This window comes from Kitasatospora sp. NPDC028055, from assembly GCF_040637885.1.
Taxonomy (GTDB): domain Bacteria; phylum Actinomycetota; class Actinomycetes; order Streptomycetales; family Streptomycetaceae; genus Kitasatospora.
On the sequence record NZ_JBEZXE010000018.1, the window covers coordinates 121,471 to 145,233 of the forward strand.

20 protein-coding genes are annotated in these 23,763 nt (G+C 74.3%); 11 read left to right on the plus strand and 9 right to left on the minus strand.

Annotated features, from left to right (window positions below):
* Positions 1-43 precede the first annotated feature (43 nt).
* Entirely contained in the window at positions 44-403 is a 360-nt protein-coding gene (locus tag AB0F71_RS20035) for a nuclear transport factor 2 family protein (protein ID WP_360235931.1), read from the plus strand.
* Positions 404-498: 95 nt separating this feature from the next.
* On the opposite strand, the gene AB0F71_RS20040 is transcribed toward AB0F71_RS20035, so the two are convergent.
* Positions 499-1,422, minus strand: a complete 924-nt coding sequence (locus AB0F71_RS20040; protein ID WP_360235934.1) for an NADP-dependent oxidoreductase — start codon at positions 1,420-1,422, stop codon at positions 499-501.
* 188 nt (positions 1,423-1,610) lie between these two features.
* On the opposite strand from AB0F71_RS20040, the gene AB0F71_RS20045 reads away from it, so the two are divergent.
* Positions 1,611-2,603, plus strand: a complete 993-nt coding sequence (locus tag AB0F71_RS20045; protein WP_360236011.1) for a helix-turn-helix domain-containing protein — start codon at positions 1,611-1,613, stop codon at positions 2,601-2,603.
* Positions 2,604-2,691: 88 nt separating this feature from the next.
* Here the strand turns inward: AB0F71_RS20045 and AB0F71_RS20050 are convergent, their stop codons facing one another.
* Positions 2,692-3,846: a hypothetical protein gene (locus AB0F71_RS20050; RefSeq protein ID WP_360235937.1), complete on the minus strand. Its 1,155-nt coding sequence runs from the start codon at positions 3,844-3,846 to the stop codon at positions 2,692-2,694.
* Positions 3,847-4,097: 251 nt separating this feature from the next.
* Here AB0F71_RS20050 and AB0F71_RS20055 point away from each other — a divergent pair, with 251 nt between their 5' ends.
* The 3 genes from AB0F71_RS20055 (at position 4,098) to AB0F71_RS20065 (ending at position 8,283) form a co-directional block, all read left to right on the plus strand.
* Positions 4,098-5,819, plus strand: coding sequence for a serine hydrolase (locus tag AB0F71_RS20055; RefSeq protein ID WP_360235940.1), 1,722 nt, complete (start codon positions 4,098-4,100; stop codon positions 5,817-5,819).
* Between the two features lie 240 nt (positions 5,820-6,059).
* A complete protein-coding gene (locus tag AB0F71_RS20060) occupies positions 6,060-7,874 on the plus strand; it encodes an alkaline phosphatase family protein (RefSeq protein ID WP_360235943.1) in 1,815 nt (604 codons plus the stop codon).
* Positions 7,875-8,031: 157 nt separating this feature from the next.
* On the plus strand, positions 8,032-8,283 hold the full coding sequence (locus tag AB0F71_RS20065) for a hypothetical protein (RefSeq protein WP_360235946.1): 252 nt from the start codon (positions 8,032-8,034) through the stop codon (positions 8,281-8,283).
* 19 nt (positions 8,284-8,302) lie between these two features.
* Here the strand turns inward: AB0F71_RS20065 and AB0F71_RS20070 are convergent, their stop codons facing one another.
* A complete protein-coding gene (locus AB0F71_RS20070) occupies positions 8,303-8,869 on the minus strand; it encodes a TetR family transcriptional regulator (protein WP_360235949.1) in 567 nt (188 codons plus the stop codon).
* A 238-nt stretch (positions 8,870-9,107) separates the two neighbouring features.
* On the opposite strand from AB0F71_RS20070, the gene AB0F71_RS20075 reads away from it, so the two are divergent.
* Positions 9,108-10,280: an MFS transporter gene (locus AB0F71_RS20075; protein WP_360236014.1), complete on the plus strand. Its 1,173-nt coding sequence runs from the start codon at positions 9,108-9,110 to the stop codon at positions 10,278-10,280.
* Positions 10,281-10,362: 82 nt separating this feature from the next.
* Positions 10,363-10,752, plus strand: coding sequence for a nuclear transport factor 2 family protein (locus AB0F71_RS20080; RefSeq protein WP_360235952.1), 390 nt, complete (start codon positions 10,363-10,365; stop codon positions 10,750-10,752).
* A gap of 32 nt (positions 10,753-10,784) precedes the next feature.
* On the opposite strand, the gene AB0F71_RS20085 is transcribed toward AB0F71_RS20080, so the two are convergent.
* A complete protein-coding gene (locus tag AB0F71_RS20085) occupies positions 10,785-11,429 on the minus strand; it encodes a DUF1963 domain-containing protein (RefSeq protein ID WP_360235955.1) in 645 nt (214 codons plus the stop codon).
* 188 nt (positions 11,430-11,617) lie between these two features.
* The gene (locus AB0F71_RS20090) at positions 11,618-11,848 is read right to left on the minus strand and encodes a hypothetical protein (RefSeq protein ID WP_360235958.1); all 231 of its coding nucleotides are present in this window, start codon (positions 11,846-11,848) and stop codon (positions 11,618-11,620) included.
* 389 nt (positions 11,849-12,237) lie between these two features.
* Here AB0F71_RS20090 and AB0F71_RS20095 point away from each other — a divergent pair, with 389 nt between their 5' ends.
* The 3 genes from AB0F71_RS20095 to AB0F71_RS20105 all read left to right on the plus strand — a co-directional run bounded on the left by AB0F71_RS20095 (position 12,238) and on the right by AB0F71_RS20105 (position 16,200).
* On the plus strand, positions 12,238-13,206 hold the full coding sequence (locus AB0F71_RS20095; RefSeq protein WP_360235961.1) for a MerR family transcriptional regulator: 969 nt from the start codon (positions 12,238-12,240) through the stop codon (positions 13,204-13,206).
* Between the two features lie 55 nt (positions 13,207-13,261).
* A complete protein-coding gene (locus AB0F71_RS20100) occupies positions 13,262-14,755 on the plus strand; it encodes an SDR family oxidoreductase (protein WP_360235964.1) in 1,494 nt (497 codons plus the stop codon).
* A 119-nt stretch (positions 14,756-14,874) separates the two neighbouring features.
* The gene (locus AB0F71_RS20105) at positions 14,875-16,200 is read left to right on the plus strand and encodes a deoxyribodipyrimidine photo-lyase (RefSeq protein WP_360235967.1); all 1,326 of its coding nucleotides are present in this window, start codon (positions 14,875-14,877) and stop codon (positions 16,198-16,200) included.
* 36 nt (positions 16,201-16,236) lie between these two features.
* Here AB0F71_RS20105 and AB0F71_RS20110 read toward each other — a convergent pair whose 3' ends face one another.
* From AB0F71_RS20110 to AB0F71_RS20125, 4 genes are all read right to left on the minus strand, one after another.
* On the minus strand, positions 16,237-16,674 hold the full coding sequence (locus AB0F71_RS20110; RefSeq protein WP_360235970.1) for a universal stress protein: 438 nt from the start codon (positions 16,672-16,674) through the stop codon (positions 16,237-16,239).
* Positions 16,675-17,028: 354 nt separating this feature from the next.
* On the minus strand, positions 17,029-18,978 hold the full coding sequence (locus tag AB0F71_RS20115) for a putative Ig domain-containing protein (RefSeq protein WP_360236017.1): 1,950 nt from the start codon (positions 18,976-18,978) through the stop codon (positions 17,029-17,031).
* Between the two features lie 631 nt (positions 18,979-19,609).
* A complete protein-coding gene (locus AB0F71_RS20120) occupies positions 19,610-20,059 on the minus strand; it encodes a MarR family transcriptional regulator (RefSeq protein ID WP_360235973.1) in 450 nt (149 codons plus the stop codon).
* Entirely contained in the window at positions 20,056-21,726 is a 1,671-nt protein-coding gene (locus AB0F71_RS20125; protein ID WP_360235976.1) for an MFS transporter, read from the minus strand. Before AB0F71_RS20125 ends, AB0F71_RS20120 begins: the two co-directional genes overlap by 4 nt.
* Positions 21,727-22,059: 333 nt before the next feature.
* Between AB0F71_RS20125 and AB0F71_RS20130 the strand changes: the two genes are divergently transcribed.
* Entirely contained in the window at positions 22,060-23,601 is a 1,542-nt protein-coding gene (locus tag AB0F71_RS20130; protein WP_360235979.1) for a PTS transporter subunit EIIC, read from the plus strand.
* The last annotated feature ends 162 nt before the right edge of the window (positions 23,602-23,763 follow it).

The window sequence follows — 23,763 nt, forward strand, 5'->3', positions numbered from 1 at the left end:
GAACGGCGGGCGGGGGAGGGCCGGTTGTCGTAGCCTCCGGGCCATGGACCACGACTTCGCCACCCGCTTCGCCCAGGACTGGGCCGCCGCCTGGAACTCCCACGACCTGGAGCGCATCCTCGCCCACTTCACCGAGGACGTCGTCTTCGCCTCGCCCCGGATCGTCGAGCTGATCGGCGACCCGTCCGGCGAGGTGCGCGGCAAGGAGGCCCTGCGCGTCTACTGGTCGAAGGGCCTCCAGCACCTGCCCGACCTGCACTTCACCGTCGAGGACGTCCGGGCCTCCGTGGACACCCTCGTCATCAACTACCGCAACGAGCGCGGCCGGGCCGTCGCGGAGGTGCTCACCTTCCGCGACGGCCTGGTCTGCCAGGGCCTCGGCGCGTACGGGCCGGAGGCGTAGCGCTCGACCGGCCTGCCTGGCGCCGAAACCGGCCTGCCTGGCGCCGAGACCGGCCTGGAGGCCGTCCGCCACGAAGCCGCCGAGGCCGAGGGCCGTCAGACGACGGTCAGGACGATCTTGCCGGTGGTGCGGCCCTGCTCGCCGAGCTCATGGGCCTTCGCCGCCTGGTCGAGCGGGAGGACCGCCTCGACCACGGGCCGCAGCGCGCCCCGCTCGGCCAGGGCGGTGAGCTCGCGCAGGCCCAGGTGGTCGGGCTCGACCAGGACCCAGCTCGCACTGACGCCGTCCCGCGCCGCCGGGACGTCGCCCGGGCCGGGCAGGGTGATCAGCCGGCCGCCGGGACGCAGCACCTGCAGGGAGCGCTCGGCGGTCTCGCCGCCGAGCCCGTCGAGCACCACGTCCACCTCGGACACGGCCTCCTCGAAGCGGACCGCGCGGTAGTCGACCACCTCGTCCGCACCCAGTTCGCGCAGCAGGTCGTGCTTGCCCGCGCTGGCCGTGCCGATGACGTACGCGCCGCGCGCCTTCGCGATCTGGACCGCCAGGTGGCCGACGCCACCGGCCGCCGCGTGCACCAGCACCCGCTCGCCGGGACGCACGTCGGCGGCGTCGACCAGGGCCTGCCAGGCGGTCAGCCCGGCCAGCGGCAGCGCCGCCGCCTCCACGTGCGTCAGTCCGGCCGGCTTCGGGGCGAGGTGCCGGGCCGGGGCGACGACGTACTCGGCGTACCCGCCCGCCTGGCGCGGGAACAGCGGCATCCCGTAGACCTCGTCGCCGGGGCGGTGGTTGCTCACCCCGGGGCCGACGGCCTCCACCGTGCCGGAGACGTCCCAGCCGACCACCGGCACCTCGCCCCACTCGATGAGCGCCCCGCTGGCCCTGGTCTTCCAGTCCACCGGGTTCACCCCGGCCGCGTGCACCTTCACCAGGACCTCGTTCATCCCGGGCTCGGGCCGCGCCAGCTCCCGCTCCACCAGCTGCTCCGGGCCGCCCCACTGCTCCACCACGACTGCACGCATGTCCGTACGCCTTGCTCTCGTCGGATCCGGTCGATCCGTTCCACCGCCGGGTCTGCCCGGCGCAACGAGGTCAACCATGCCGCGAGCGGAGCCGGCGCGGGGTTGGCCGTCCGGCCACTATGTGACAGGATCTGGCCATGGCAACGATCCGGCCGGAGGCACCACGGAACTGCTCGAACCCGGCGCCGATGGCGCCCGATCCGCACCGGGTCGCGGTGCTGGCCCTGCCCGGGGTCCCGCCGTTCGAGCTGGGCATCCCGTCCCGGGTGTTCGGCAGTGCGGAGGACGCCGAGGGCCGCCGGCTCTACGAGGTCACGGTCTGCACCGCCGACGGGGCCGCCGTCCTCAGCGACGCGGGTTTCACCGTGCAGCCGGCCGCCGGCCCCGAAGCCCTGGCCGCGGCGGACACCGTGGTCATCCCGCCCACCCATGCCATGCCCGAGCTGGCCGGCGGCGGCCCGCTGCCGCCCGAGGTCACCGCGGCCGTCGCCCGCATCCGCCCCGGCACCCGGTTGGTGTCGATCTGCTCGGGCTCCTACGTGCTCGCCGCGGCCGGACTGCTCGACGGCCGGCCGGCCACCACCCACTGGAACCTCGCCCCCGAGTTCCGCCGGGCCTACCCCGCGGTCAAGGTCGACGAGGAGGTGCTCTTCGTCGACGACGGCGACGTGCTCACCTCCGCCGGGGTGGCCGCGGGCGTCGACCTCTGCCTGCACCTGATCCGCCGCGACCACGGCGCGGCCACCGCCAACCGGGTCGCCCGGATGTGCGTCGTGCCGCCGTGGCGGGACGGCGGGCAGGCCCAGTACATCGACCGTCCCGTCCCCGACCCCACCATCGCGGGCACCACCGCCACCCGGGCCTGGGCGCTCGCCCACCTCCATGAACCGCTGCCCCTCACCAGGCTCGCCGAGCACGCCCGGATGAGCCTGCGCTCCTTCACCCGGCGCTTCCGCGACGAGGTCGGCATGACCCCGGTCCAGTGGCTCACCGCCCAGCGGCTCGAACTGGCCAAACAGCTCCTGGAGACCACGGACCTGTCCATCGACCTGGTCGCCCACCGGGCGGGCTTCGGCACCGCGAACTCCCTGCGCGCCCACATGCGGGCGGCCTTCGGCATCTCACCCGCCTCCTACCGCCGCACCTTCGGCACGGACGACCGGGTGGCCGCGCTCAGGTGACCGCCCCGGGCCGGCCCCATCCGGCCGGGGGGCGGACGGGGCGGACGAGGGCGGTCCGGGGTGGGTGGGAGGCCGAACTACGGCCGGATCAGGCCGATTTGGTGATGGTGTAGACGACGTAGACGCCGCACTGGGCGCCGGAGCCCTGCCTGCTGACGACCCAGCCGGCCGGGATCGTGGACGGCCCGCAGACCTGCATGCTGGTCTGGTCGGTGACCTTGACGATGGTGTACGTCCCGTAGGTGCCGCAGAGCGAGGAGTTGCTCTGGATCGCGGTGATCACCCAGCCCGCCGGGACGGCGGACTGCGCGCAGTCCTGGAGGGTGGTCTGGGTGGTGACCTTCAACAGGGAGTACAGCGGGTAGTTGCCGCACCCGGCGCCGTTCTGGGTCGCGGTGATCACCCACCCGCTGGGAACGGGCGAGTTCCCGCAGGCCTGGATGCTGCTCTGGTTCGACAACTGGACGATGGTGTACGTCCCGTAGGTGCCGCAGGCCGCGGAGTTGGTCTGGATGGCCGTGATCACCCAGCCGCTGGGGAGGGCGGACTGTCCGCAGTCCTGGAGGGTGGTCTGGGTGGTGACCTTGAGCAGCGAGTACAACGGGTAGTTGCCGCAGCCGGCGCCGTTCTGGGTCGCGGTGATCACCCACCCGCTGGGAACGGGCCAGTTGCCGCAGGCCTGGACGCTGGTCCGGTCGCCCAGCGGGACGAGGGTGTACGTGCTGTAGGTGCCGCAGGCCGGGGAGACGGTCTGGATGGCGGTGATCACCCAGCCCGGCGGGATCGGGGACTGCCCGCAGTCCTGGAGGACGGTCTGGGTGGTGACCTTGAGCAGCGAGTACAGCGGGTAGCTCCCGCAGGTGCCGGCGCCGCTCTGCATCGCGGTGATCACCCAGCCGCCGGGCACCGGCCCGTTCGAGCAGGCCTGGACGGAGGTCAGGGCCGAGGCGTCGGCGATGGTGAACAACCCGTAGCCGCTGCACCCGGACCACTGCTCACTGACGATCACCCAGCCGGTGGGCACCGGGGTGTAGCCGCAGATCGTCGTCGTGCCGTCGGCCTGCGGCGCGGCCTGGACGGCTTGGGCGGGCCGGGCGGGCTGGGTCAGCTGGGCGGGTTGGGTCAGCTGGGCGGGTTGGGCCGCCTGCGCGGCCGGGGCACCCGCGAGGGTCAGGGCGCCCAGTAACTGAGCCGCCGCCGTGAGCCAGCGGGACAGGGACCGTCTCGGTCCGAACAGTCGCATCAGTCGTCCTCCTGATCGTTCGGGGCAGTTGGCGCCTGAGAGCTTGGCAGGCCCGGGCACGCGTGACCAGACCCCCGGCGGCCCGGAGCCCACCGCGCTGCGCCGCGGCCTGCCGCCGGACGGGTGGATTGCGTGGGGGACAGCGCGCGGCGGCGGCCGGGGGCGCGTGCCGCCGTCCACACTCCCGCCGTACGGCGGACGGCGGCACCGACGGGCCTGGTGCCGCGCCGCCCGGACGAGGAGGACCCCCGATGGATCGTCACGGCGCAGCCCACCGCGCAGCCCACCGCGCAGCCGGCCGCACCGCCGGCCGCACCGCCGGCCGTACCGCCCACGGCTCCGGCCGGGCGGTGGGCGGACCGGCGCTGGCGGCCCTGCTGCTGAGCGGCCCGCTGCTCGCCGGGTGCACCTCGGCGGCCGCCACCGACCCGGAGGCCGCGCCCACGCCGTCCGCCTCCTCCGCCTCGTCTCCCTCCTCCGCCCCGGCCACCGCGCCGCCCGCCCAGCCGGCGCCGCAGCTGACGGACCAGCAGGTGAACGCCGCCGTCGGCCGGATCGACGGCTACGTACAGGACGCCATGGCGAAGACCGGCGTCCCCGGGGTGGCGATCGCCGTGGTGTACCAGGACAAGGTGATCCACGCGAAGGGCTTCGGCGTCCGGCAGCTCGGCAAGCCCGACCAGGTGGACCCGGACACCGTGTTCCAGCTGGCCTCGGTCTCCAAGCCGATCTCCTCGACGGTGGTCGCCGGGGCGGTCGGCCAGAAGGTCGCCACCTGGGACGACCCGGTCACCGCCCACGACCCGGGCTTCGCGCTGGCCGACCCGTACGTGACGGAGCACGTGACGATCGCCGACCTGTTCTCGCACCGCAGCGGCCTGCCGGACCACGCCGGTGACCTGCTGCAGGACCTCGGCTACCAGCGCGACTACATCGTCCAGCACCTGCGCGACCAGCCGCTCAGCCCGTTCCGGGCGAGCTACGCCTACACCAACTACGGCCTGACCGAGGCGGCGGTGGCCGTCGCCAAGGCCAAGGGGGTGGCCTGGGAGGACCTCGCGGCGGACGTCCTCTACAAGCCGCTGGGGATGAACTCCACCAGCTCGCGGCGCTCCGACTACGACGCCGCGGGCAACAAGGCGGCGCCGCACGTGAAGACGGACGGCGGCTGGCAGGTCAGCACCACCGAGGACGCCGACTCGCAGTCCCCGGCCGGCGGGGTGAGTTCCACCGTGCAGGACCTCGCCCGGTGGATGCGGTTGCAGCTCGCCGACGGCAAGTTCGAAGGCCGGGCGGTGATCGACCCGGCCGCCCTGAACGAGACCCGCACCCCGCACTACGTCAACAGCCCGCCGAGGGCGCCGGCCGCCCCCGCGGGCTTCTACGGCCTCGGCTGGAACGTGAACACCGACGCCGAAGGACGGTTGCGGCTGAACCACTCCGGCGGCTTCGAGCTGGGCGCGGCGACCACGGTGACCCTGCTGCCCTCCGAGCAGCTGGGGATCGTGGTGCTGACCAACGGCCAGCCGACCGGCGTGCCGGAGGCGATCGCCGAGGAGTTCTTCGACCTCGCCCAGAACGGTCACGAGACGGTCGACTGGCTGTCCTTCCTCGGCAAGGTGGTGCCCGCCGCCGGGGCGAGCCCCGTCTCGAAGACCGACTACACCAAGCCCCCGGCCGGCGCCGCCCCGGCCAAGCCGAACTCCGCCTACGTCGGGACGTACGGCAGCGGCTACTACGGGCCGCTGGCCGTCAGCGAGCAGGACGGCGGGCTGGTGATGACGGTGGGGCCCGCCGGGCTGCGGTACCCGCTGACGCACTTCGACGGCGACGTGTTCAGCTTCGCCAGCAAGGGGGAGAACGCGGTCGGCCTGTCCGGGGTGACCTTCACGGTCGGCGGCGACGGGCGGGCCGCCAAGCTGGTGGTCGAGCAACTGGACGTGGACGGCCTCGGGACCTTCACGCGCTCGTGAGGCCCGTTCGCGAGGCTTGTTCCTGAGGCCCGCTCCCTGGGCCTGCTCCTGAGGCCCGTTCCTGCCTGACGCCCCGTGCGCGGGGCCCGCTGCGCGAAGTTGTCTGACCAAGTTCGGCCCGTGTTCGCCCGCGCGCCCTTCCCCGGGCGGCGCGGAACCGGTACTTCTGTGTCCCGCCCGTGGTGCACCGCCACCGGCACCCACCCTCACGCAACCAACGGAACGGGACGAGGTACCCCCATGCGACTGCGCTGGAGCCCCTTCGGCGGACTGCTCGCCACCCTCCCGCTCGTCGGCGCGCTGGTCGTCGGCGCCCCCGCCGACGCCCGGGCCGCGAGCGGCAGCGGCAACCTGATCGTCAACGGCGACGCCGAGGCCGGCGGCTACTGCACCAACGACTGGAGCGCCGCCACCACCGTCCCGGGCTGGACCGTCCAGGCCGGCGGCATCGACGTGATGTGCTCCACGGTCGGCTCCTTCGGCCTGCCGAACGACGGGCAGACCGCCGGCAAGGCCTTCTTCGCACCGGGCAACTTCGGGGACGGCTCGATGAGCCAGACCGTCGACGTCTCCTCGGCGGCCGGCTCGATCGACGGCGGCGGCGTGCACTACAACCTGGCGGGCTGGCTGGGCGGTTGGACCACGTACGGCGGCTACGCCGCGGTCAGCCTGCACTTCCAGGACGCCGGCGGCAACCCGCTCGGCGCCACCGCCAAGCTGCCGACCGTCTCGGCGACCGACCGCGGCCTGGGCACCAAGTTCCTCTCCCGCAGCGCCACCGGCGCCGTCCCGGCCGGGACCCGCTCGATCCAGGTCGAGGTGCAGTTCCTCTCCACCACGAACGAGACCGGCTACCTGGACAACCTCTCGCTCACCCTCGACACCCCGGTCGCCGCGCCCGCGCCGATCGCCCCGCCGGTCTCCAAGGTCCCGGGCTACGACCACGTGTTCACCGTCATGATGGAGAACACCGACTACTCCCAGATCATGAACGACCCGGCGGACACCCCGTTCATCCACAGCCTGATGTCCCAGGGCGCCACCCTCACCGACTCGCACGGCGTCTACCACCCCAGCGACGAGAACTACCTGGCGATCGCGGGCGGCGACACCTACACCAAGGGCGCCACCTACTGGCCCAACATCAACTCCCCGCAGCGCAACCTCGGCGACACCATCGAGGACGCCGGCAAGACCTGGAAGGCCTACGAGCAGGGCATGGGCACGCCCTGCAACACCACCAAGACCTACGACAGCTACTACATGCCCGACGACGCGCCGTTCATCAACTACACCGACATCAGCGGCAATCCGGCCCGCTGCGCGGCCCACCTGTTCGACACCTCGCAGCTGACCACCGACCTCAAGTCGGCGGCCACCACGCCGAACTTCTCCTGGATCGCCGCCGACGACTACTACGACGGCGAGGCCTCCGGCAACGGCAGCGCCACCAGCCTCAAGGCCCAGGACGGCTGGCTGCAGCAGACCCTCGCCCCGGTGTTGTCCTCCCCGGCCTGGACCCAGCAGCGCTCGCTGCTCGTGCTGACCTGGGACGAGAGCCAGAACGAGGGCTACGACCACGTGGCCACCGTCGTCGTCGGCTCGCAGGGCACCGTCCCGGCCGGGACCAGCAGCCCGCTGCACTACGACCACTACGGCATCGGCCGGACCTTCGAGTCGGCCCTCGGGCTGCCCGGCCTGACCGCCAACGACACCTACGCGACGCCGCTGAACGCCGCGTTCGCGCCGTCCACCGCGACCGGTCCGACCCTGACCGGCGACCTCAACGCGGTCGCCGCCGGCGGCAACCTCACCCTGCGCTACGCCCTGCCGACCGCCGCCCAGGCCGGGGCCAAGAACTGGATCGGCTTCTACCCGGCGGGCGTCACCCCGGGCTCCCGCTCCTCGCTCACCTGGTCCTACGCCCCGAACCAGAGCGGCGCCCTCACCTTCGCCAGCGGCAAGCTCGGCGGCGCGGGCCGGTACGACGCGTACCTCCTGGCCAACGACGGCTACTCGGTGCTGGCCGGTCCGTTCACCGTCACCGTCGGCTGACGGCGGGCCGGAGGCCGAAGGGGCCCGCCAGGGGAAGCCCGGGCGGGCCCCTTCCTGTCCCTCTCCGAGCTGGACCTGACGGGCAACTTGCCCGAATCGCTGCGGAGTTCGGTGATTGGTTGAGACCATTCCAGTGAAGTCGAGACCGGGAGTGGCCATGTCCGTGCCGGCCGCCGGGCTGTCCGTGCGTGCCCGCATCCTGCTGGGCGTCACCGCCGGGCTGCTTCTCGCGGTGGCCGGCATCGGCTTCCACCGTGCGGTCGGAGCACACGACTCCGACCGCCTCAGGGGGTGCGGGCAGACCGCTCCAGCGCCCCGCGCCCCGCACCGCTGCGGCGCCCCGCCGTCCTCGGTCCGGACCTCGGCGGCCACCCCGCCGTCCGGCGCGAAGGTCACCCGGCGGGCGTAGAGCCGACGGTGGGACGGGGTTAGGGCGTGTCGGCCGGTGCGGCGGTGGTGGGGAGGGCCCGGACGGCCTGGGCGATGTCGGCGCGGAGCTCGTCGAGGCTGTGGTCGGGGCCGAAGATCATGCGGCGGAGCTGGGGCATGGCCAGGCTCCAGCCGACCAGGCCGAGGGCGAAGAACAGGCGGGTGCGGGGGTCGCCGGTGCCCTGGGCGGCCTGGAGCTTGTCCTGGTAGTGGCGGGTGCGGGCCGCCTCGCCGGGGACGGGCCCGTCGCCGAGTTCGAGGGCCTCCCACATGAGCAGCCGCAGTGCCTCGGGGTGGGCGCGGTGGTAGTCGAAGAGGCGCCCGGCGTAGGCGGGCAGGTCGTCGTCGCCGGGCGGGACGGCCTCGGCGAGGTCGGCCATCAGGCGTTCGAGGACGGCGGCGAAGAGCTTGTCCTTGTCGCCGAAGTAGTCGTAGATCGCCCGCTTGTTGGCCCGGGCCTGGGCGGCGATGCGGTCCACCCGGGCGCCGGCGACGCCGTGGGCGGCGAATTCGGCGGCCGCCGCCGTGAGGATCCGCTCTTTGGTTGCCGTCGAGTCGTAGGCCATGGAGCGATGGTAACGAACCGGTTCGTTTGACGTTCCCGCGACGGTCTGCGACGCTCTCCTCAAGCTTCCGAACCAACTAGTTCGTTCGAATGGAGTGGTGATGCCCAGGACCGATCCGCCCGCGCCCGCCTCACCAGTGCCCGCCTCGCCCGCGCCAGTTCCGTTGCCGTCCGTTCCGCCTCCGCCAGTGCCGGCTCCGTCGCCGCCCGCCGAGCCGGGCCGGCGGCTGCCGCTGGTGATGGCGCTGGCCTGCGGCGTCAGCGTGGCGAACGTCTACTTCCCCCAGGCCCTCACCCCGCTCGTCGCCGACGGGTTCGGCATCGCGCCGGGCACGGCGGCGGGCGTGGCCACCGTCACCCAACTCGGCTACGCCGCCGGGATCTTCCTGCTCGTCCCGCTCGGCGACCGGCTGCCCCGCCGCCCCTTGATCAGCGTGCTGCTGGCCGTGACGGGCTGCGCCCTGCTGGCCGCCGGGCTCGCCCCGGCCGCCGGCCTGCTGGTCGCCGCCGGTGCCGTGGTCGGCCTGGCCACGGTCGTCCCGCAACTGCTGCTGCCCCTCGCGGCGGGCCTGGTCGCACCCGAGCGGCGCGGCGCCGTGATCGGCGCCCTCCAGGGCGGCCTGATCGGCGGGATCCTGCTGGCCCGCACCTTCGGCGGCGTGCTCGGCGACCACCTCGGCTGGCGCGCTCCCTACCTCGTCGCCGCCGGGCTCACCGGCCTGCTCGCGCTGGTCCTCGCCCTGGCCCTGCCCAGCACCGCGCCGGCCACCCGCGAGCGGTACTCCGCCCTGCTCGCCGACACCGTACGGATGCTCCGCACCGAGCCCGGCCTGCGCCGCTCCGCGCTCTACCAGGCCACCCTCTTCGCCGGGTTCAGCGCCGCCTGGACGGCGCTCGCCCTGCTGCTCACCGGGCCGCCCTACCGCATGGGCGCCCAGGCGGTCGGCGTGCTGGCCCTGATCGGCGCGGCCAGCATGTTCTGCGCCCCGGCCGCCGGCCGCTGGGTCGACCGGCACGGCCCGGACCGGGTGAACGGCTGGTGCATCGCGGCCACCCTCGCCGCGGCCGCCGTGCTCACCGCGGGCGCGGCGGGCGGAGCGACCGGCCTGGCCGGGCTCGTCGTCGGGCTCCTGTTGCTGGACGTGGCGGTGCAGTGCAGCCAGGTCGCCAACCAGGCCCGGATCTTCGCCCTGAACCCGGCGGCCCGCAGCCGGTTGAACACCGCCTACATGACCTGCTCGTTCCTCGGCGGCAGCGCCGGATCGTGGCTGGGCATCCGGGTCCACGCCCGGTACGGCTGGCCGGGGGTGTGCGCCCTCATCGCCCTCGCCGCGGCGGTCGCGCTCGCCGCCCGACTGCGTGGACCCGGCCGTACGGACACGCCGTCAGCGCCCCCGGCCGCGGCCGGGTGAACGGCCGCCGCGCCTTCGCCAGGGCGCCACCGCCGCTTCCACGCCCTCGACCTTCCCGCTCCAGCCTCCGAAGGGACCTGCCATGACATTCCCCGCCATGCCCGCCGCCGTCCTCCAGTTCTTCCACGCCTCCCAGGACGGCGACGCCGACACCTGGGCGGCGGCCTTCGCCGAGGACGGCGTCTTCCACGACCCCGTCGGCACCCCGCCGATCACCGGACGCGCCGCGATCCACGAGTTCATCGCCTCCGTGCTGCCCAGCTTCCGGCCCTTCCTCGGCCTCACGCCCCTGGAGGCCCACACCGTCGGCCAGCACGTCGCCGTCTCCTGGCGCGGCGCCGCCGTCGCACTGGACGGCAAGCCGGTCAACTGGTCCGGCATCAACATCTACGAACTGGACGACACCGGCCTCATCCGGGAGGCCAGGGCGTACTTCAACAGCGCAGTCTTCCAAGCCCAGTTGACGGACTGAACCTGGGGCACCGGTCCGTCCGGGCCGGTGGTTCAGCACTGCCAGAGCAGGACCGCCCGGGCGCAGGGCCCGCAGGTGAAGGCGTAGGCGCAGCCGCCACCACCGAAGTTCATGGCGGTGGCGCGGTCGGGCCCCTCCTCCAGCTGGACGGCCAGCCCCATGGGGTGGTCGCACCCGGGGCAGGAGGGCGTCTCGTCGCCCTGGATCCAGGCCGGGCTTCCGCCGAGCTGGCCGAGGACGGCAGACGGCGGGCGCCCGCTCCTGGCCGTCCAGGCCTCGCGGGCCGCGTCGTAGTCGGGGCCGTCCTCGTGTGCGATGGCCACCGCTCCGACGGCGTCGAGCACGAGCACCGCCTGGTCGTCGCTGTCGTCGTCGGCGAGCTCGGGCCGGGGGAGCGGCCGCAGGCCCGTGGCAGGGAACAGCAGGGCGCGGTTCCCGCCGGCGGTGGGGTCCCAGTCGTCGCACATCCCTGGGTCGTTCTGGCACGCGAACAGCGCGAGCAGCCCGGTGCCGTCGCCGGTGCCGTTGTCGGGATCGTTCAGGAGGACCTGGGCGAGGAACTGCATCGGCCCGTCGCACGAGGCACAGGTGGGCCACTCGATTCCCGGCGGGGCCAGGGGCACTCCGCCGGTACGGGTCACCAGGGCGTCCGCCGTGGTCGGTCCTGCGTCGATCATCAGAATTGGCACCTTGGGACCCTACGTCAGGCCGCCGTGGGGTGGGCGAGCCGCCACAGCTGTGCTGCGGCGGCTCGCTGCTCGGGGAGAGCCGGCGGTCGAGCCGGGTCACGGCTTCGCTCGCTGTCAGTGCCCTCGTGGTTCCGCTTCGTGCAGCACTTCTCGGCGACTTCCGGTTGCCGGGCGGCTCAGGGCTTCGGGTAGAGGCTGGCCTGTTTGAGCGCCCGGTGGGCGATGTGCCGCTGTTCGTCGGGAACGGACTCCCAGAAGGGATGCGCCGAGATGCGCTCCTGGAGCTCCAGTTGTGCGTGGCGAGGCTCGGCCGACTCCATCGCGTCTGCCCACATCGCCCGCCTGGCAGCGTTGTACTCCCGTCGGAGCCGAATGAGGTCGTCGGGGAAGGACCACTCGTTGGACATGCCGTCAGCCTACGGATAAACACCACTGACGATCTACCTCCACCAGGCGCTGCCCAGGTAGCACAGGGCTGACCGACCACGGGTCGCTCCGGAGCTCGGCGGAACCCTCGCCGGGCCTGCCGGCACGGCTGGAAAACGGTGCGAAAACGGTGCGACTACCAGTGCAGCGGGTGAGTGCGCGACAGTCGGAACGTGCAGGCAATCACCGACCGGCCGTCCTCCGCGCGGCCCACCGGACCCGCCGGACCCGCCGGACCGGCCCTACCCGACCGGACCGCCGACGGGCGGGCCCGGCTGCGCGAGGAGCTCGGCGCCGCCGCCGGGCTCCCGCCCCGGCCACGCGCGCGTCGGTCGACCGGGCCCCGACGCCCCGTCGTAGGCTCGCGGCCGTGACCGCCCCGACCGCACCAGCCCCGGCCGGACTGACCACCGGAGCCCTCGCCCGCCGGCTCGGCGTCTCGCCCACCACCATCCGGTCCTGGGAACGCCGCTACGGCATCGGCCCGGCCCACCGCGCTCCCGGGCGGCACCGCCGCTGGGAGCCGGAGGACGTGGCCGTCCTGGAGGAGATGTGCCGGCTCACCGCCCGGGGCGTCAACCCCGCCGAGGCCGCCCGGACGGCCCTGGCGGCCGGGGCCGCCTCCCGCTCCGAGTCCGGACCCGGGACCGGGCAGCCGGCGGTCCGCACCGGTACGGCCTCCGGCGGCAACACCCTGCCGGTGGGCACCGTGCGCCCCGAGTGCCGGGGCCTGGCCCGGGCCGCCGTTCGGCTGGACGCCCCCGAGGTGGCCCGCATCCTGCGCCGCAGCGTCGACGAGCTGGGCGCAGTCGTCGCCTGGACGGAGGTGATGACCCCGGCGCTGCGGGCGGCCGGGCGCAAGTGGGTCGCCGAGGGCGAGCGCTACGTCGAGGTGGAGCACCTGCTGTCCTGGCACGTGGCGGCCGCGCTGCGCCGGGTCGCCGACCGGACCGAGCCGCTGCCCGGCCCGGCCGCGCTGCTCGCCGGGATGCCGTCCGAACTGCACGCCCTCCCGCTGGAGGCGCTCGCCGCAGCGCTGGCCGAACGCGGCCTGCCGTTCCGGATGTTCGGGCCCGCCCTGCCGCCCGAGGCGCTGCTCGAAGCGGTGCGCCGGACCGGACCGCCCGCCGTGCTGCTCTGGTCGCAGGTCACCCGCACCGCCGACCGGGCCCTGGTCGAACGGGTGGTCCGTACGGCCTGGGGCCCGCATGGCGCGCGCACCCAGCCGGTGGTGCTGGTCGCCGGACCGGGCTGGGCCGGCCCCCGCCGCCCGCCGGGCACCCTGCGGCCGCGCGACCTCGCCACCGCCCTCGGCCACCTGGCGGGGCTGCTCCGCTGACCGGAGTCCGGCACCCATTCCTCAGGAACACCACGCCGTACGGAAGGAGCAGACCATGGACGAGCCGACCCCGACCGGCAAGCACTGCCTGGTCACCGGCGCCACCGGCTACATCGGCGGCCGCCTGGTCCCCGAACTGCTCGCCGCCGGGCACCGCGTCCGCTGCCTGGCCCGCGACCCGGGCCGGCTGCGCGACCAGCCGTGGCGTGCCGAGGTGGAGACGGCCGCGGGTGACGTCACCCGGCCGGAGACGCTGGACGGCGCCTTCGACGGCATCGAGGTCGCCTACTACCTGGTCCACTCGCTCGGCACCGGGCCGGACTTCGAGTCCACCGACCGCCGCGCCGCCCGGGCCTTCGCCCGCTCGGCCGCCCGCGCCGGGGTCGGCAGGATCGTCTACCTCAGCGGGCTGGTGCCCGCCGGGGTGCCGGAGGCCGAGCTGTCCCCGCACCTGCGCTCGCGCGCCGAGGTCGGCCGGGTGCTGCGGGAGGCCGGGGTGCCCACCGCCGAACTGCGGGCCGCCGTCATCATCGGCTCCGGCTCGGCCTCCTTCGAGATGCTCCGCTACCTGACCGAGCGCCTGCCCGCCATGGTCACCCCGCGCTGGGTCGACACCCGGATCCAGCCCATCGCCGTCCGTGACGTGCTCCATTACCTGGTCGGCGCCGCCGCGCTGCCGCCCGAGGCCGACCGGGTCTTCGACATTGGCGGACCGGACGTGCTGACCTACCGGCTGATGATGCAGCGCTACGCCCGCGCGGCCGGCCTGCCGCCCCGGCTGATCCTTCCGGTGCCGGTGCTCACCCCGGCGCTGTCCAGCCACTGGGTCGGCCTGGTCACCCCCGTGCCCGGCCCGCTCGCCCGCCCGCTGGTGGAGTCGCTGCGGCACGAAGTCGTCTGCCACGAGCACGACATCGCCCGTTGGATCCCCGACCCGCCGCAGGGGCTTACCGGCTTCGACCGTGCCCTCGAACTCGCCCTGCGCCGCATCCGCGAGGCCCGGGTCACCACCCGGTGGTCCTCCGCCTCGCTGCCCGGCGCCCCCAGCGACCCGCTGCCCACCGACCCCGACTGGGCCGGCGGCAGCCTCTACCAGGACCTGCGGGAACGGCGGGTGGACGCCGACCCGGCCGCCGTGTGGCGGGTCGTCGAGGGCGTCGGCGGCGAGAACGGCTGGTACTCCCTCCCGTTCGCCTGGGCGCTGCGCGGCACCCTCGACCGGCTGGCCGGCGGGGTCGGGCTGCGGCGCGGCCGACGCGACCCGGACCACCTGCGGGTCGGCGACGCCCTCGACTTCTGGCGGGTCGAGGAGATCGAACCCGGCCGCCTGCTGCGACTGCGGGCCGAGATGCGACTGCCAGGCCTGGCCTGGCTCGAACTGCGGGTCTCCCCGGACGGGGACGGCGGCACCCGTTACCGCCAGCGCGCCCTGTTCCACCCGCACGGACTGGCCGGCCACGCCTACTGGTGGTCGGTGGCGCCGTTCCACTCCCTGGTGTTCTCGGCCATGGCGCGCAACATCACCGAACGGGCCCGGCATGCCGCCTGACCGGCCGGCCGACGGCCGCCGCGCCGCAACCCCACCCCCAGAACCCCCACGCCCAGAACTCCCACCCTCAGAACCCCCACGCCCAGAACCCCGACCGCACCCGCCCCGAGGTCCCGCCGATGACCGTCTCGATCGCCCTGTTCACCCAGGACCTGCGCCTGCACGACAACCCCGTGCTGCACGCCGCCCGCGCCGCAGCCGAGCAGGTGGTGCCGCTGTTCGTCCTCGACCCGGCCGTCGAGGCGGCCGGCTTCGCCGCCCCCAACCGGATGGCCTTCCTGGCCGACTGCCTCGCCGACCTGGACTCCTCGCTGCGCCGCGCCGGCTCCCGGCTGATCGTCCGCCGGGGCCCGACCGCCGAGCAGACGGCCAGGCTCGCCGCCGAGACCGGGGCCGGGACGGTGCACGTCGCCGCCGGGGCCAGCGGCTACGCCCGGCGGCGCGAGGCCGCGCTGCTCGCCCTGTTCGGCGAGCGACTGCACGTCCACGACGCCTCGATCACGGTCGTGCCGCCCGGGCGGATCGCCCCGGCCGGCCGCGACCACTACGCCGTCTTCACCCCGTACCACCGCGCCTGGCAGCAGGCCCCGCACCGCAGCGTGCTGGGCGCGCCCCGGGTGATCCGCACGCCGGACGGCATCGGCAGCGAGAACCTCGTGGTCAGCGGCCCGTTCTCACCCTCGCTCCCGCGCGGCGGCGAGACCGCGGCCCGGGAACGGTGGCGGCGCTGGGACGTCGACGCCTACGCCGACGTCCACGACGACCTGGCGGCCGACGACACCTCCCGGCTCTCCCCGTACCTGCACTTCGGCTGCCTCTCGGCCACCGAGCTGACCGCCCGCGCCCTCCAGCGGGGCGGTCCCGGGGCGGAGGCCTTCGTCCGGCAGCTGGCCTGGCGCGACTTCCACCACCAGGTGCTCGCCGCCCGCCCGGACGCCGCGCACCGCGACTACCGCACCCGGGACGACCGCTGGCACCGCGACGAGCGCGAGACCGAGGCCTGGCGGGAGGGCCGCACCGGCTACCCGATCGTCGACGCCGGGATGCGCCAGCTCGCCGAGGAGGGCTGGATGCACAACCGGGCCCGGCTGCTGACGGCGAGCTTCCTCGCCAAGTCCCTCTACCTGGACTGGCGGATCGGCGCCGCCCACTTCCTCTCCCTGCTGGTCGACGGCGATGTCGCGAACAACCAGCTCAACTGGCAGTGGGTGGCCGGCACCGGCACCGACACCCGGCCCAACCGGGTGCTCAACCCGCTGCGCCAGGCCGACCGCTACGACCCCGACGGGGTCTACGTACGGCGCTGGGTACCGGAGTTGGCGCACCTGCCCGGACCGGCCGTGCACCGCCCCTGGCTGCTCGCCCCCGAGTACCCGGACCCGATCATCGCCCCCGATACCCTGGCGGCCCGGATGCGCCGGGCCCGGGACCTGGACGCCCGGTAGGGCGCGCCGGAGGACGTGCCGGAGGACGCGCCGGGGTCACTGTGCGCGGACGATGACCACCGGGCAGGTCGCGTGCTGGGCGCAGTGGGCGCTCACCGAACCGAGCAGCGCCCGGGTGAAGCTCCCGCGTCCGCGGCTGCCCACCACCAGCAGTTCGGCGCCCTTCGCCGCGTCGAGCAGGACGTCGGAGGCGTCGCCCAGGACCATGGTCCGGCGCACCGTGACCGGGCACTCCGCGCCGAGCACCGCGTCCAGCTCCTCCGAGAACTTCCGCTCGGCCAGCTCGTGGTCGAAGGTGGTGTCGACCACCGGCGCCGACCAGCCGATGTGGCTCGGCGGCTCCCAGGCGCCCACGGCGTCCACCACCGCACCGGTCAGCCCGGCCTGCCGGACCGCCCAGCGCAGCGCGGCGTGCGACGGCGGGGAACCGTCGACGCCGACCACGAGGCGGGGAGGGGAGTCGTTCGGGTCCATCGGTACCGTCCTGGGGGTCGTCGTCGTCTCTCCTCCCACCACGGTGCGGACCGCCCGCCGACACCGCCAGTACGGCCCGGCACCCGGGTGACACGGGGCCGGGCGGGCAGGGCAGCCCTGGACCGGGCAGGGCGCGCTGTAGACGTCGGCCGGGTGGCCGCTCGGCAGGACGGCGGGGCCGGGCCGCCGAGGCGGAGTGGAAGCACGGAGCCCGCCGGGCCGGGGTGCAGCCAGGGGCGGGCCTGAACAGGGCGGCCCTGAACAGGTCGGGCCTGAACAGGTCGGGCCCGGACAAGGCCGTGTGGGCCGCAACGAGCTTGCGGCCCACACGGGTTGGAGCGGTCAGGCAGTCGGTCAGGAGGCGTTGATGGCGGCGTCGTCGATGACGAAGCTGGTCTGCAGGGAGGAGTCCTCGGTACCGGTGAACTTGAGGGTCACGCTCTGGCCCGCGAAGCTCGACAGGTCGAAGGTCCGCTGCACGTAGCCGGTGCCGGCGTCGACGTTGGAGTAGGTGTGCAGGGTGGTGGAGTTGGCCTGGACGGTGAGCTTGTCGTAGGCCGTGGTGCCGGTCTCGGCGGTGTCGATGTGCAGCCAGAAGCTGAGCGTCGCCTTGCAGCCGGCCGGGATGGTGACCGTCTGGCTCAGGGTGTCGGTGTGGGTGGTGCCGTAGCCGTCGAGCCAGGCCTTCCAGGAGCCGGAGTGGCTCGGCTCGCTGCTGGAGTTGTCGATCACGCCGCTGGACGCGGTCCACGGGGAGGCGGCGCCGGTCTCGAAGCCGGGGTTGCCGAGCAGCTGGCCGCCGCCGGTGCAGGTGCCGCCGCCGGAGCCGGCGATGGTCCAGGTGAAGGAGGCGGAGCCGGTGGCGCCGGTGGTGTCCTTGGCGGTGACCGTGACGTTGCTGCTGCCCGCGGTGGTCGGGGTGCCGGAGATCAGGCCGGACGAGGAGTTGATCGACAGTCCGGCCGGCAGGCCGGTGGCCGAGTAGCTCAGGGTCTGGCCGGAGGCCGAGTCACTGGCGTGGATCTGCAGGCTGGCGGCGGTGCCGACGGTGCCGCTCTGGTTGCCGGGGCCGGTGACCGTGACGGTGTTGCCGCCGGTGCTGCCGCCGGCCGTGAAGGCGGCCAGGCCGTTGGGGGTGCCGAGCCCGGTCGGGCCGTCGTAGCCGGCGCCGGCGGTGCACAGGTAGCTCGGCGAGCAGCTGCCGTTGGCGCCGCTGGTCACGTCGTTCAGCGAACCGGCGTGCTGGTAGGGGTACTTGGCCGGGACGTCGCCCGCGCCCGGGGTGCCCGCGTCGGCGTAGACGGCGGCGATGATCGGCGCGGAGGCGCTGGTGCCGCCGTACACGGCCCAGCCGCTGCCGCCGAAGGTCTGGTAGACGGCGACGCCGGTGGCCGGGTCGGCGACGGCGGAGACGTCCGAGATGGTGCGCTTGGCGCAGCCGCTGTCGGTCTGCCAGCTGGGCTTGGGGTCGTAGGCGGAGCAGCCGGAGCCGGCGCCGTTGCCGCCGGAGGTGGAGCCCCAGACGGACTCGCTCCAGCCGCGGGCGTTGGAGGCGCGGGTCAGCGAGGTGCCGCCGACGGAGGTGACGTACTGGGAGCCGGCCGGGTACTGGGCGCCGTAGCCGGAGTCGCCGGAGGAGGCGGTGATGGCCACGCCGGGGTGGTTGAAGTACTGGTTGTCCGAGCTGGTGTCGCTGGAGTCCTCGGAGCCGCCGTAGCTGTTGGAGACGAACTTGGCGCCCTGGGCGACGGCCTGGTTGACCGAGGCGCCGAGGTCGGCCATGGTCGCCGAGTTGGCCTCGACCAGCAGGATGTGGGCGTTCGGCGCGACCGCGGAGACCATGTCGAGGTCGAGGGAGATCTCGCCCGCCCAGCCGGTGTCGGAGGTCGGGTAGCTGGTGCCGCCGTTCTGGTCGATCTTCTTGAAGCAGCCGTTGGCGGTGGTGCACGCAGGCAGCCCGTACTGCGTGCGGTAGGTCGCCAGGTCGGACTCGGCGTTGGGGTCGTCCTGCGCGTCGATGATGGCGACGGTCTGCCCGGCGCCCCCGTTGGCCGGCAGTGCGTAGGCGCTCTGCAGGTCGCCGGGGCCGAGGCCGGACGGCGTCGCGTTCGGCGAGACCGCGTTCAGGGCGAAGGCGTGCGGCTGGACGACGTCGGTGCGCACCAACGCGTCACAGGCCATCTGGTGCGGGCCGGTCGGCTTGGCGCACACGTGCTTGACGCCGCTGCCGGAGGTGCCGGTGGTGCCGGACCAGGCGGTGGAGGCGTCGGCCGGGGCGGCCAGCGCGAGGCCGGCGGCGACCACGGCGCCGACCGCGAAGGTCGCGGTGCCGGCCCGGAGCCGGCCCTGCCGCAGTGGGGAACGGAGGAAGTTGCGCAACGGAGCCCTCCCAGGTGGGGGGGCGGACCCCGGGGGCGCCGACCAGGCCGTTGTGAGGCGGCCGGCCGGCGAGCGGGCCCGGGGTGTGAGGGGGAGACGCGCACGAGCAGACGGCAGCCCTGGAGGGTCGGCGGGGCACGGCACGTCGGCCCGTGGGGGACGGGGAGCGCCGCCGGACGATGGTTGATCGGGGCATGCCAAGGGAGTGGTGCTGAGCCTGCACGGCGTCAGCGGTAGGAAGGTAGCCAAGCCCGGTGGCGGCGAACAAGGCCGAAGTCCACCCCATGACCGAGGCTTGACCGGGCGGGATCCCGCCACTGGCGCCGTTGCGCCGTCACCGCCGCTGAGCGGCGGTTCACCTCGCACACGGAACGGCCGAGGCCGGGCCGGGCCTCGCGCCGTACGGCCGTGTCGGCGTGGCAGCGGCCGGGACGGCTTCGGTTCGTCAACACCCCACCGGGCGTGGTTGGTTCACCGTCGATCGGTGGGGGGCGAAGGCGGGTGGCCCGGTGGGGGCGAAAGCGGGGTGGAGCGCGTCAGGACGCGTCAGGACGCGTCAGGGCGCGTCGGGTTCGTCGAGCAGGAGCTCCAGCACCGGCAGGGCCGCCTCCAGCGCGCGGCACTGCTCGGCCGTCAGCCGGGCGCTGCGGCGGGCCAGCAGGGCAGTGCGCTCTCGGCGGATCCGGGCGAGGGTGTCGCGCCCGAGCCGGGTGGGGGCGAGGAGCTGGGAGCGTCCGTCCTGCGGGTCGGGGGTCTTGGCGATCAGGCCCTCGGCGACCAGCGGGCCGACCGTACGGACCATCGACGGGACGGCCACCCCTTCGAGCGCGGCGAGTTCGCCGAGCCGCAGCGGGCCGTGCTGTTCGACCCGGACGAGGGCGGAGAGCTGGGCGGCCGTGAGGTCCTGGTCGCCGGAGGCCCGGACCAGTTGGCGGTTGAGCCGGCCGATGGCCACCCGGAGCCGCACCACCGCCTCGTCGGGGAGTCCGTCGCCCGCCGTGCTCACCGGCCCGCCTCCTGACGGACCGACCCGGCGGCGGGCCGCTGCTGCGGCCGCTGCCGCTCGCGCACCAGCGAGGCGGCCGCGGCGACCAGGGACATCGCGATCGCCAGCCAGAACACCACGACCAGCCCGTCGTGGAACGGCCCCGAGATCAGCTGGGGGAAGAACTCCCGGCCCGTCAGCGTCCGGGCGTTGCCCGCCGGAAGTTGGCCCAGCACATGCGGACCGAGCAACTGCTGGACCGGGTTGTAGCCGAGGAACGCGGCGAACAGCGTGCCCACCGGCGGTAGCGCGCCGATCGCCTGGGCGTCGGCGGCCGGCACGCCCTGCGCGGTCAGCCCGGCGGTGAGGGTGTGCGGCAGCGAGCCGGCCAGGCCCGCCACCATCAGGGAGAAGAACACCCCGATCGACAGCACCATGCCGGCGTTCTGGAAGGTGGCCCGCATCCCGGAGGCGGCGCCGCGGGCCTCGGCCGGCACGCTCGACATGATCAGCGAGGTGTTGGGGGCCGCGAACAGGCCGCCGCCCAGCCCGTTGAGGAACACCAGGACGGCGAACCACGGGTACCCGAAGTCGGTGGGCAGCAGGAGCAGCCCGGCGAAGGAGAGCGCCATCACCACCAGCCCGCCCGCGGCGAACAGCCGGGCCCCGGCGCGGTCCGACAGGTAGCCCGCGATCGGCCCGGCAGCCAGGAAGCCGACGGTCAGCGGGACGAGGTAGATGCCCGCCCACAGCGGGGTGTCGGCGTAGTCGTAGCCGTGCAACGGCAGCCAGATGCCCTGGAGCCAGATGATCAGCATGAACTGGAGCCCGCCACGGGCGATCGAGCCCAGCAGGGTGGCCGCGTTCCCGCCGGTGAACACCGGGTCGCGGAACAGCGAGAGCGGGAACATCGGCTCGGCGGTCCGGGCCTCGACCAGGCAGAAGACGGCGAGCAGCGCCACCCCGCCGCACAGCCCGGCGAGCACCCACGGGTTGGTCCAGCCCATGGTGTGGCCGCCGTACGGCTGAATGCCGTAGGTGATCCCGGCGAGCAGCGCGGTCAGGCCGACGGCGAAGGTGACGTTGCCCCACCAGTCGATCCGGGCGGGCCGGCGCACCCCGGTGTCGCGCAGCGAGCGGTACGCCCAGACGGTGCCGAGCACCCCGATCGGCACGTTCACCCAGAAGATCGACCGCCAGTTCCACTCCGCCAGCAGCCCGCCCAGGACCAGGCCGATGAACGACCCGGCGATGCCCGCGACGATGTTGACGCCCAGCGCGGTGCCGCGCCGGTGGGCGGGGAAGGCGTCGGTGATGATCGCGGCCGAGTTGGCCATCAGCATCGAGCCGCCGACCGCCTGCACCACCCGCCAGCCGATCAGCCACAGCGCGCCCGGCCCGCCGTGCAGCGGGTCGAGGGAGAGTGCGACCGAGGTGAGGGTGAAGATCAGGAAACCGGCGTTGTAGATCCGCACCCGGCCGTGGATGTCGCCCAGCCGGCCCAGGGTCACCACCAGCACGGCGGTGACCAGCATGTAGCCCATCAGCATCCACAGCAGGTAGCTGACGTTGCCGGGCTGCAGCGGGTCCAGACCGATGCCGTTGAAGATCGCGGGCAGGGAGATCAGCACGATCGAGGCGTTGATGGTGGCGATCAGGGTGCCGAGCGTGGTGTTGGAGAGGGCCACCCACTTGTACCGGGGATGGTCCGGTTCGACTCCGGTACGGGCGGTTCGTCCGGTGCGAGCGCTGCCGGATCTGCCGCCGCCCGTTCGGTCGCCGCTGCTACTGCCGCTGCCGGAGAGTCGTGTCGCCACCGCTGCCTCCTGCTGCCCGGGCCGGCCCGGCCGGGGGGCGCGGCCGGGCGTCGGATCGGAGTGGGAATTCGATAGCTGCCGCCAACTAACGGTAGTCCCGACGGCGGATCGGGCGGTAGGGCGCGTACGGGGCGGGCGGGGCGTACGGGGTCCGTCGGCCGGGCCCCGGTTGGGCGCCGGGACGATCCGGGTACCTCCTCTGGCATGTCGGACGAGAAGAACCGCGCCGTGGCCGAGGCGATCCTCCCGCTGGTCGGCGGCGCCGCCAACATCCGCTCGGTGGCCCACTGCATGACCCGGCTGCGGCTGGGGCTGGCGGACCGCTCCCTGGTCGACCGCGCGGCGCTCGCGGCGCTGCCGGCCGTCCTGGGCACGGTCGACGACGACACGTACCAGATCGTGCTCGGCCCGGGGGCCGTCGCGGGGGTCACGGCGCAGCTGCGGCTGTTGCTCGACGCCCCCCGCGCCGACGCCTCCACTGCCTCCGCCCCCACTGTCTTGGCCCCCACCGCCTCCGCCCCCACCGCCTCGGCCCCCACCGCCGAGGAGCTCGCCGGGCGCGGGGAGCGGATCCGGGCGGAGGCCCGGGTGCGCAACGCGACCCCGGTCAAGCAGGCGCTGCGCCGGATCGCGAACGTCTTCGTCCCGCTGATCCCCGCCCTGATCGGCTGCGGCATCGTCGCCGCGCTGTCCGGGGCGCTGGCCAACCTCGGCTGGGCGCCGGCCCTGGTCGCCGCGCTGACGGCGGTCTCCTCGGGGTTCATGTCGCTGCTCGCGGTCTTCGTCGGCTACAACACGGCGAAGGAGTTCGGCGGCACGCCCGTGCTGGGCGGGGCCGTGGCGGGGGTGATCGTCTACGCCGGGGTCGCCAAGGTGGAGGCCTTCGGCCATCACCTGACCCCCGGTCAGGGCGGCGTGGTCGGGGCGCTGCTCGCCGCCCTGCTGGCCGTCCAACTGGAGCGCTGGACGCGGCGGGTCGTGCCCCCCGCACTGGACGTCCTGGTCACCCCCACCGTCACCGTCCTGTTCGGCGGACTGGCCGCCCTGTACGGCCTGATGTTCGTCGCCGGGGAGGTCTCCACCGGCATCGGCCACGCCGCCACCTGGCTGCTCGCCCACGGCGGACTGCTCGCCGGACTGGTGCTCGGCGGCCTCTTCCTGCCGCTGGTGATGCTCGGCCTGCACCAGGCGCTGATCCCGATCCACACCACCCTGATCCAGCAGCAGGGCTCCACCGTGCTGCTGCCGATCCTCGCCATGGCCGGCGCCGGGCAGGTCGGCTGCGCCGCGGCCGTCTACCTCCGGCTGCGCCGCAACGCCTCGATCCGGGCGACCATCCGCTCCGCCCTCCCGGCCGGGCTGCTCGGCATCGGCGAACCCCTGGTCTACGGGGTGACCCTGCCGCTCGGCCGCCCGTTCGTCACGGCCTGCGTGGGCGGCGCCGCCGGTGGCGCCTTCGTCGGCGTGGCCGGCCAGCTCGGCAGCGCGGTCGGCTCCACCGCCGTCGGCCCGTCCGGCTGGGCCCTGTTCCCGCTGCTGGCCGGCCCGCACGGCCTGGCGGCGAGCGCGGCCGTCTACGGCGGCGGCCTGCTGACCGGCTATCTCGTCGGCTTCCTGGCCACCTACTTCTTCGGCTTCACCCGTGCGATGCTCGCCGAGTACGACGTGCCCGCCCCGTCGCCCGCCCCGGCCGGCGCGCCCGGCGCGCCTGGCGCGCCCGCCCCGGCTGTCGGGGACGGTACGTGAGGTAGGCCTCCGGGAGGGGGCGGGTGGGGGAGCCGGTACCCCCGTGTGCGGTGGTGCGGACGGGGTGGCGTTGACCCCCGGACGGCGTGACGGTTCGTTATGTCCGCGTGACCTACTGGTTCGACCTGGCGGGTCTACCTTTGTCGACGCTCGGCCAACTCC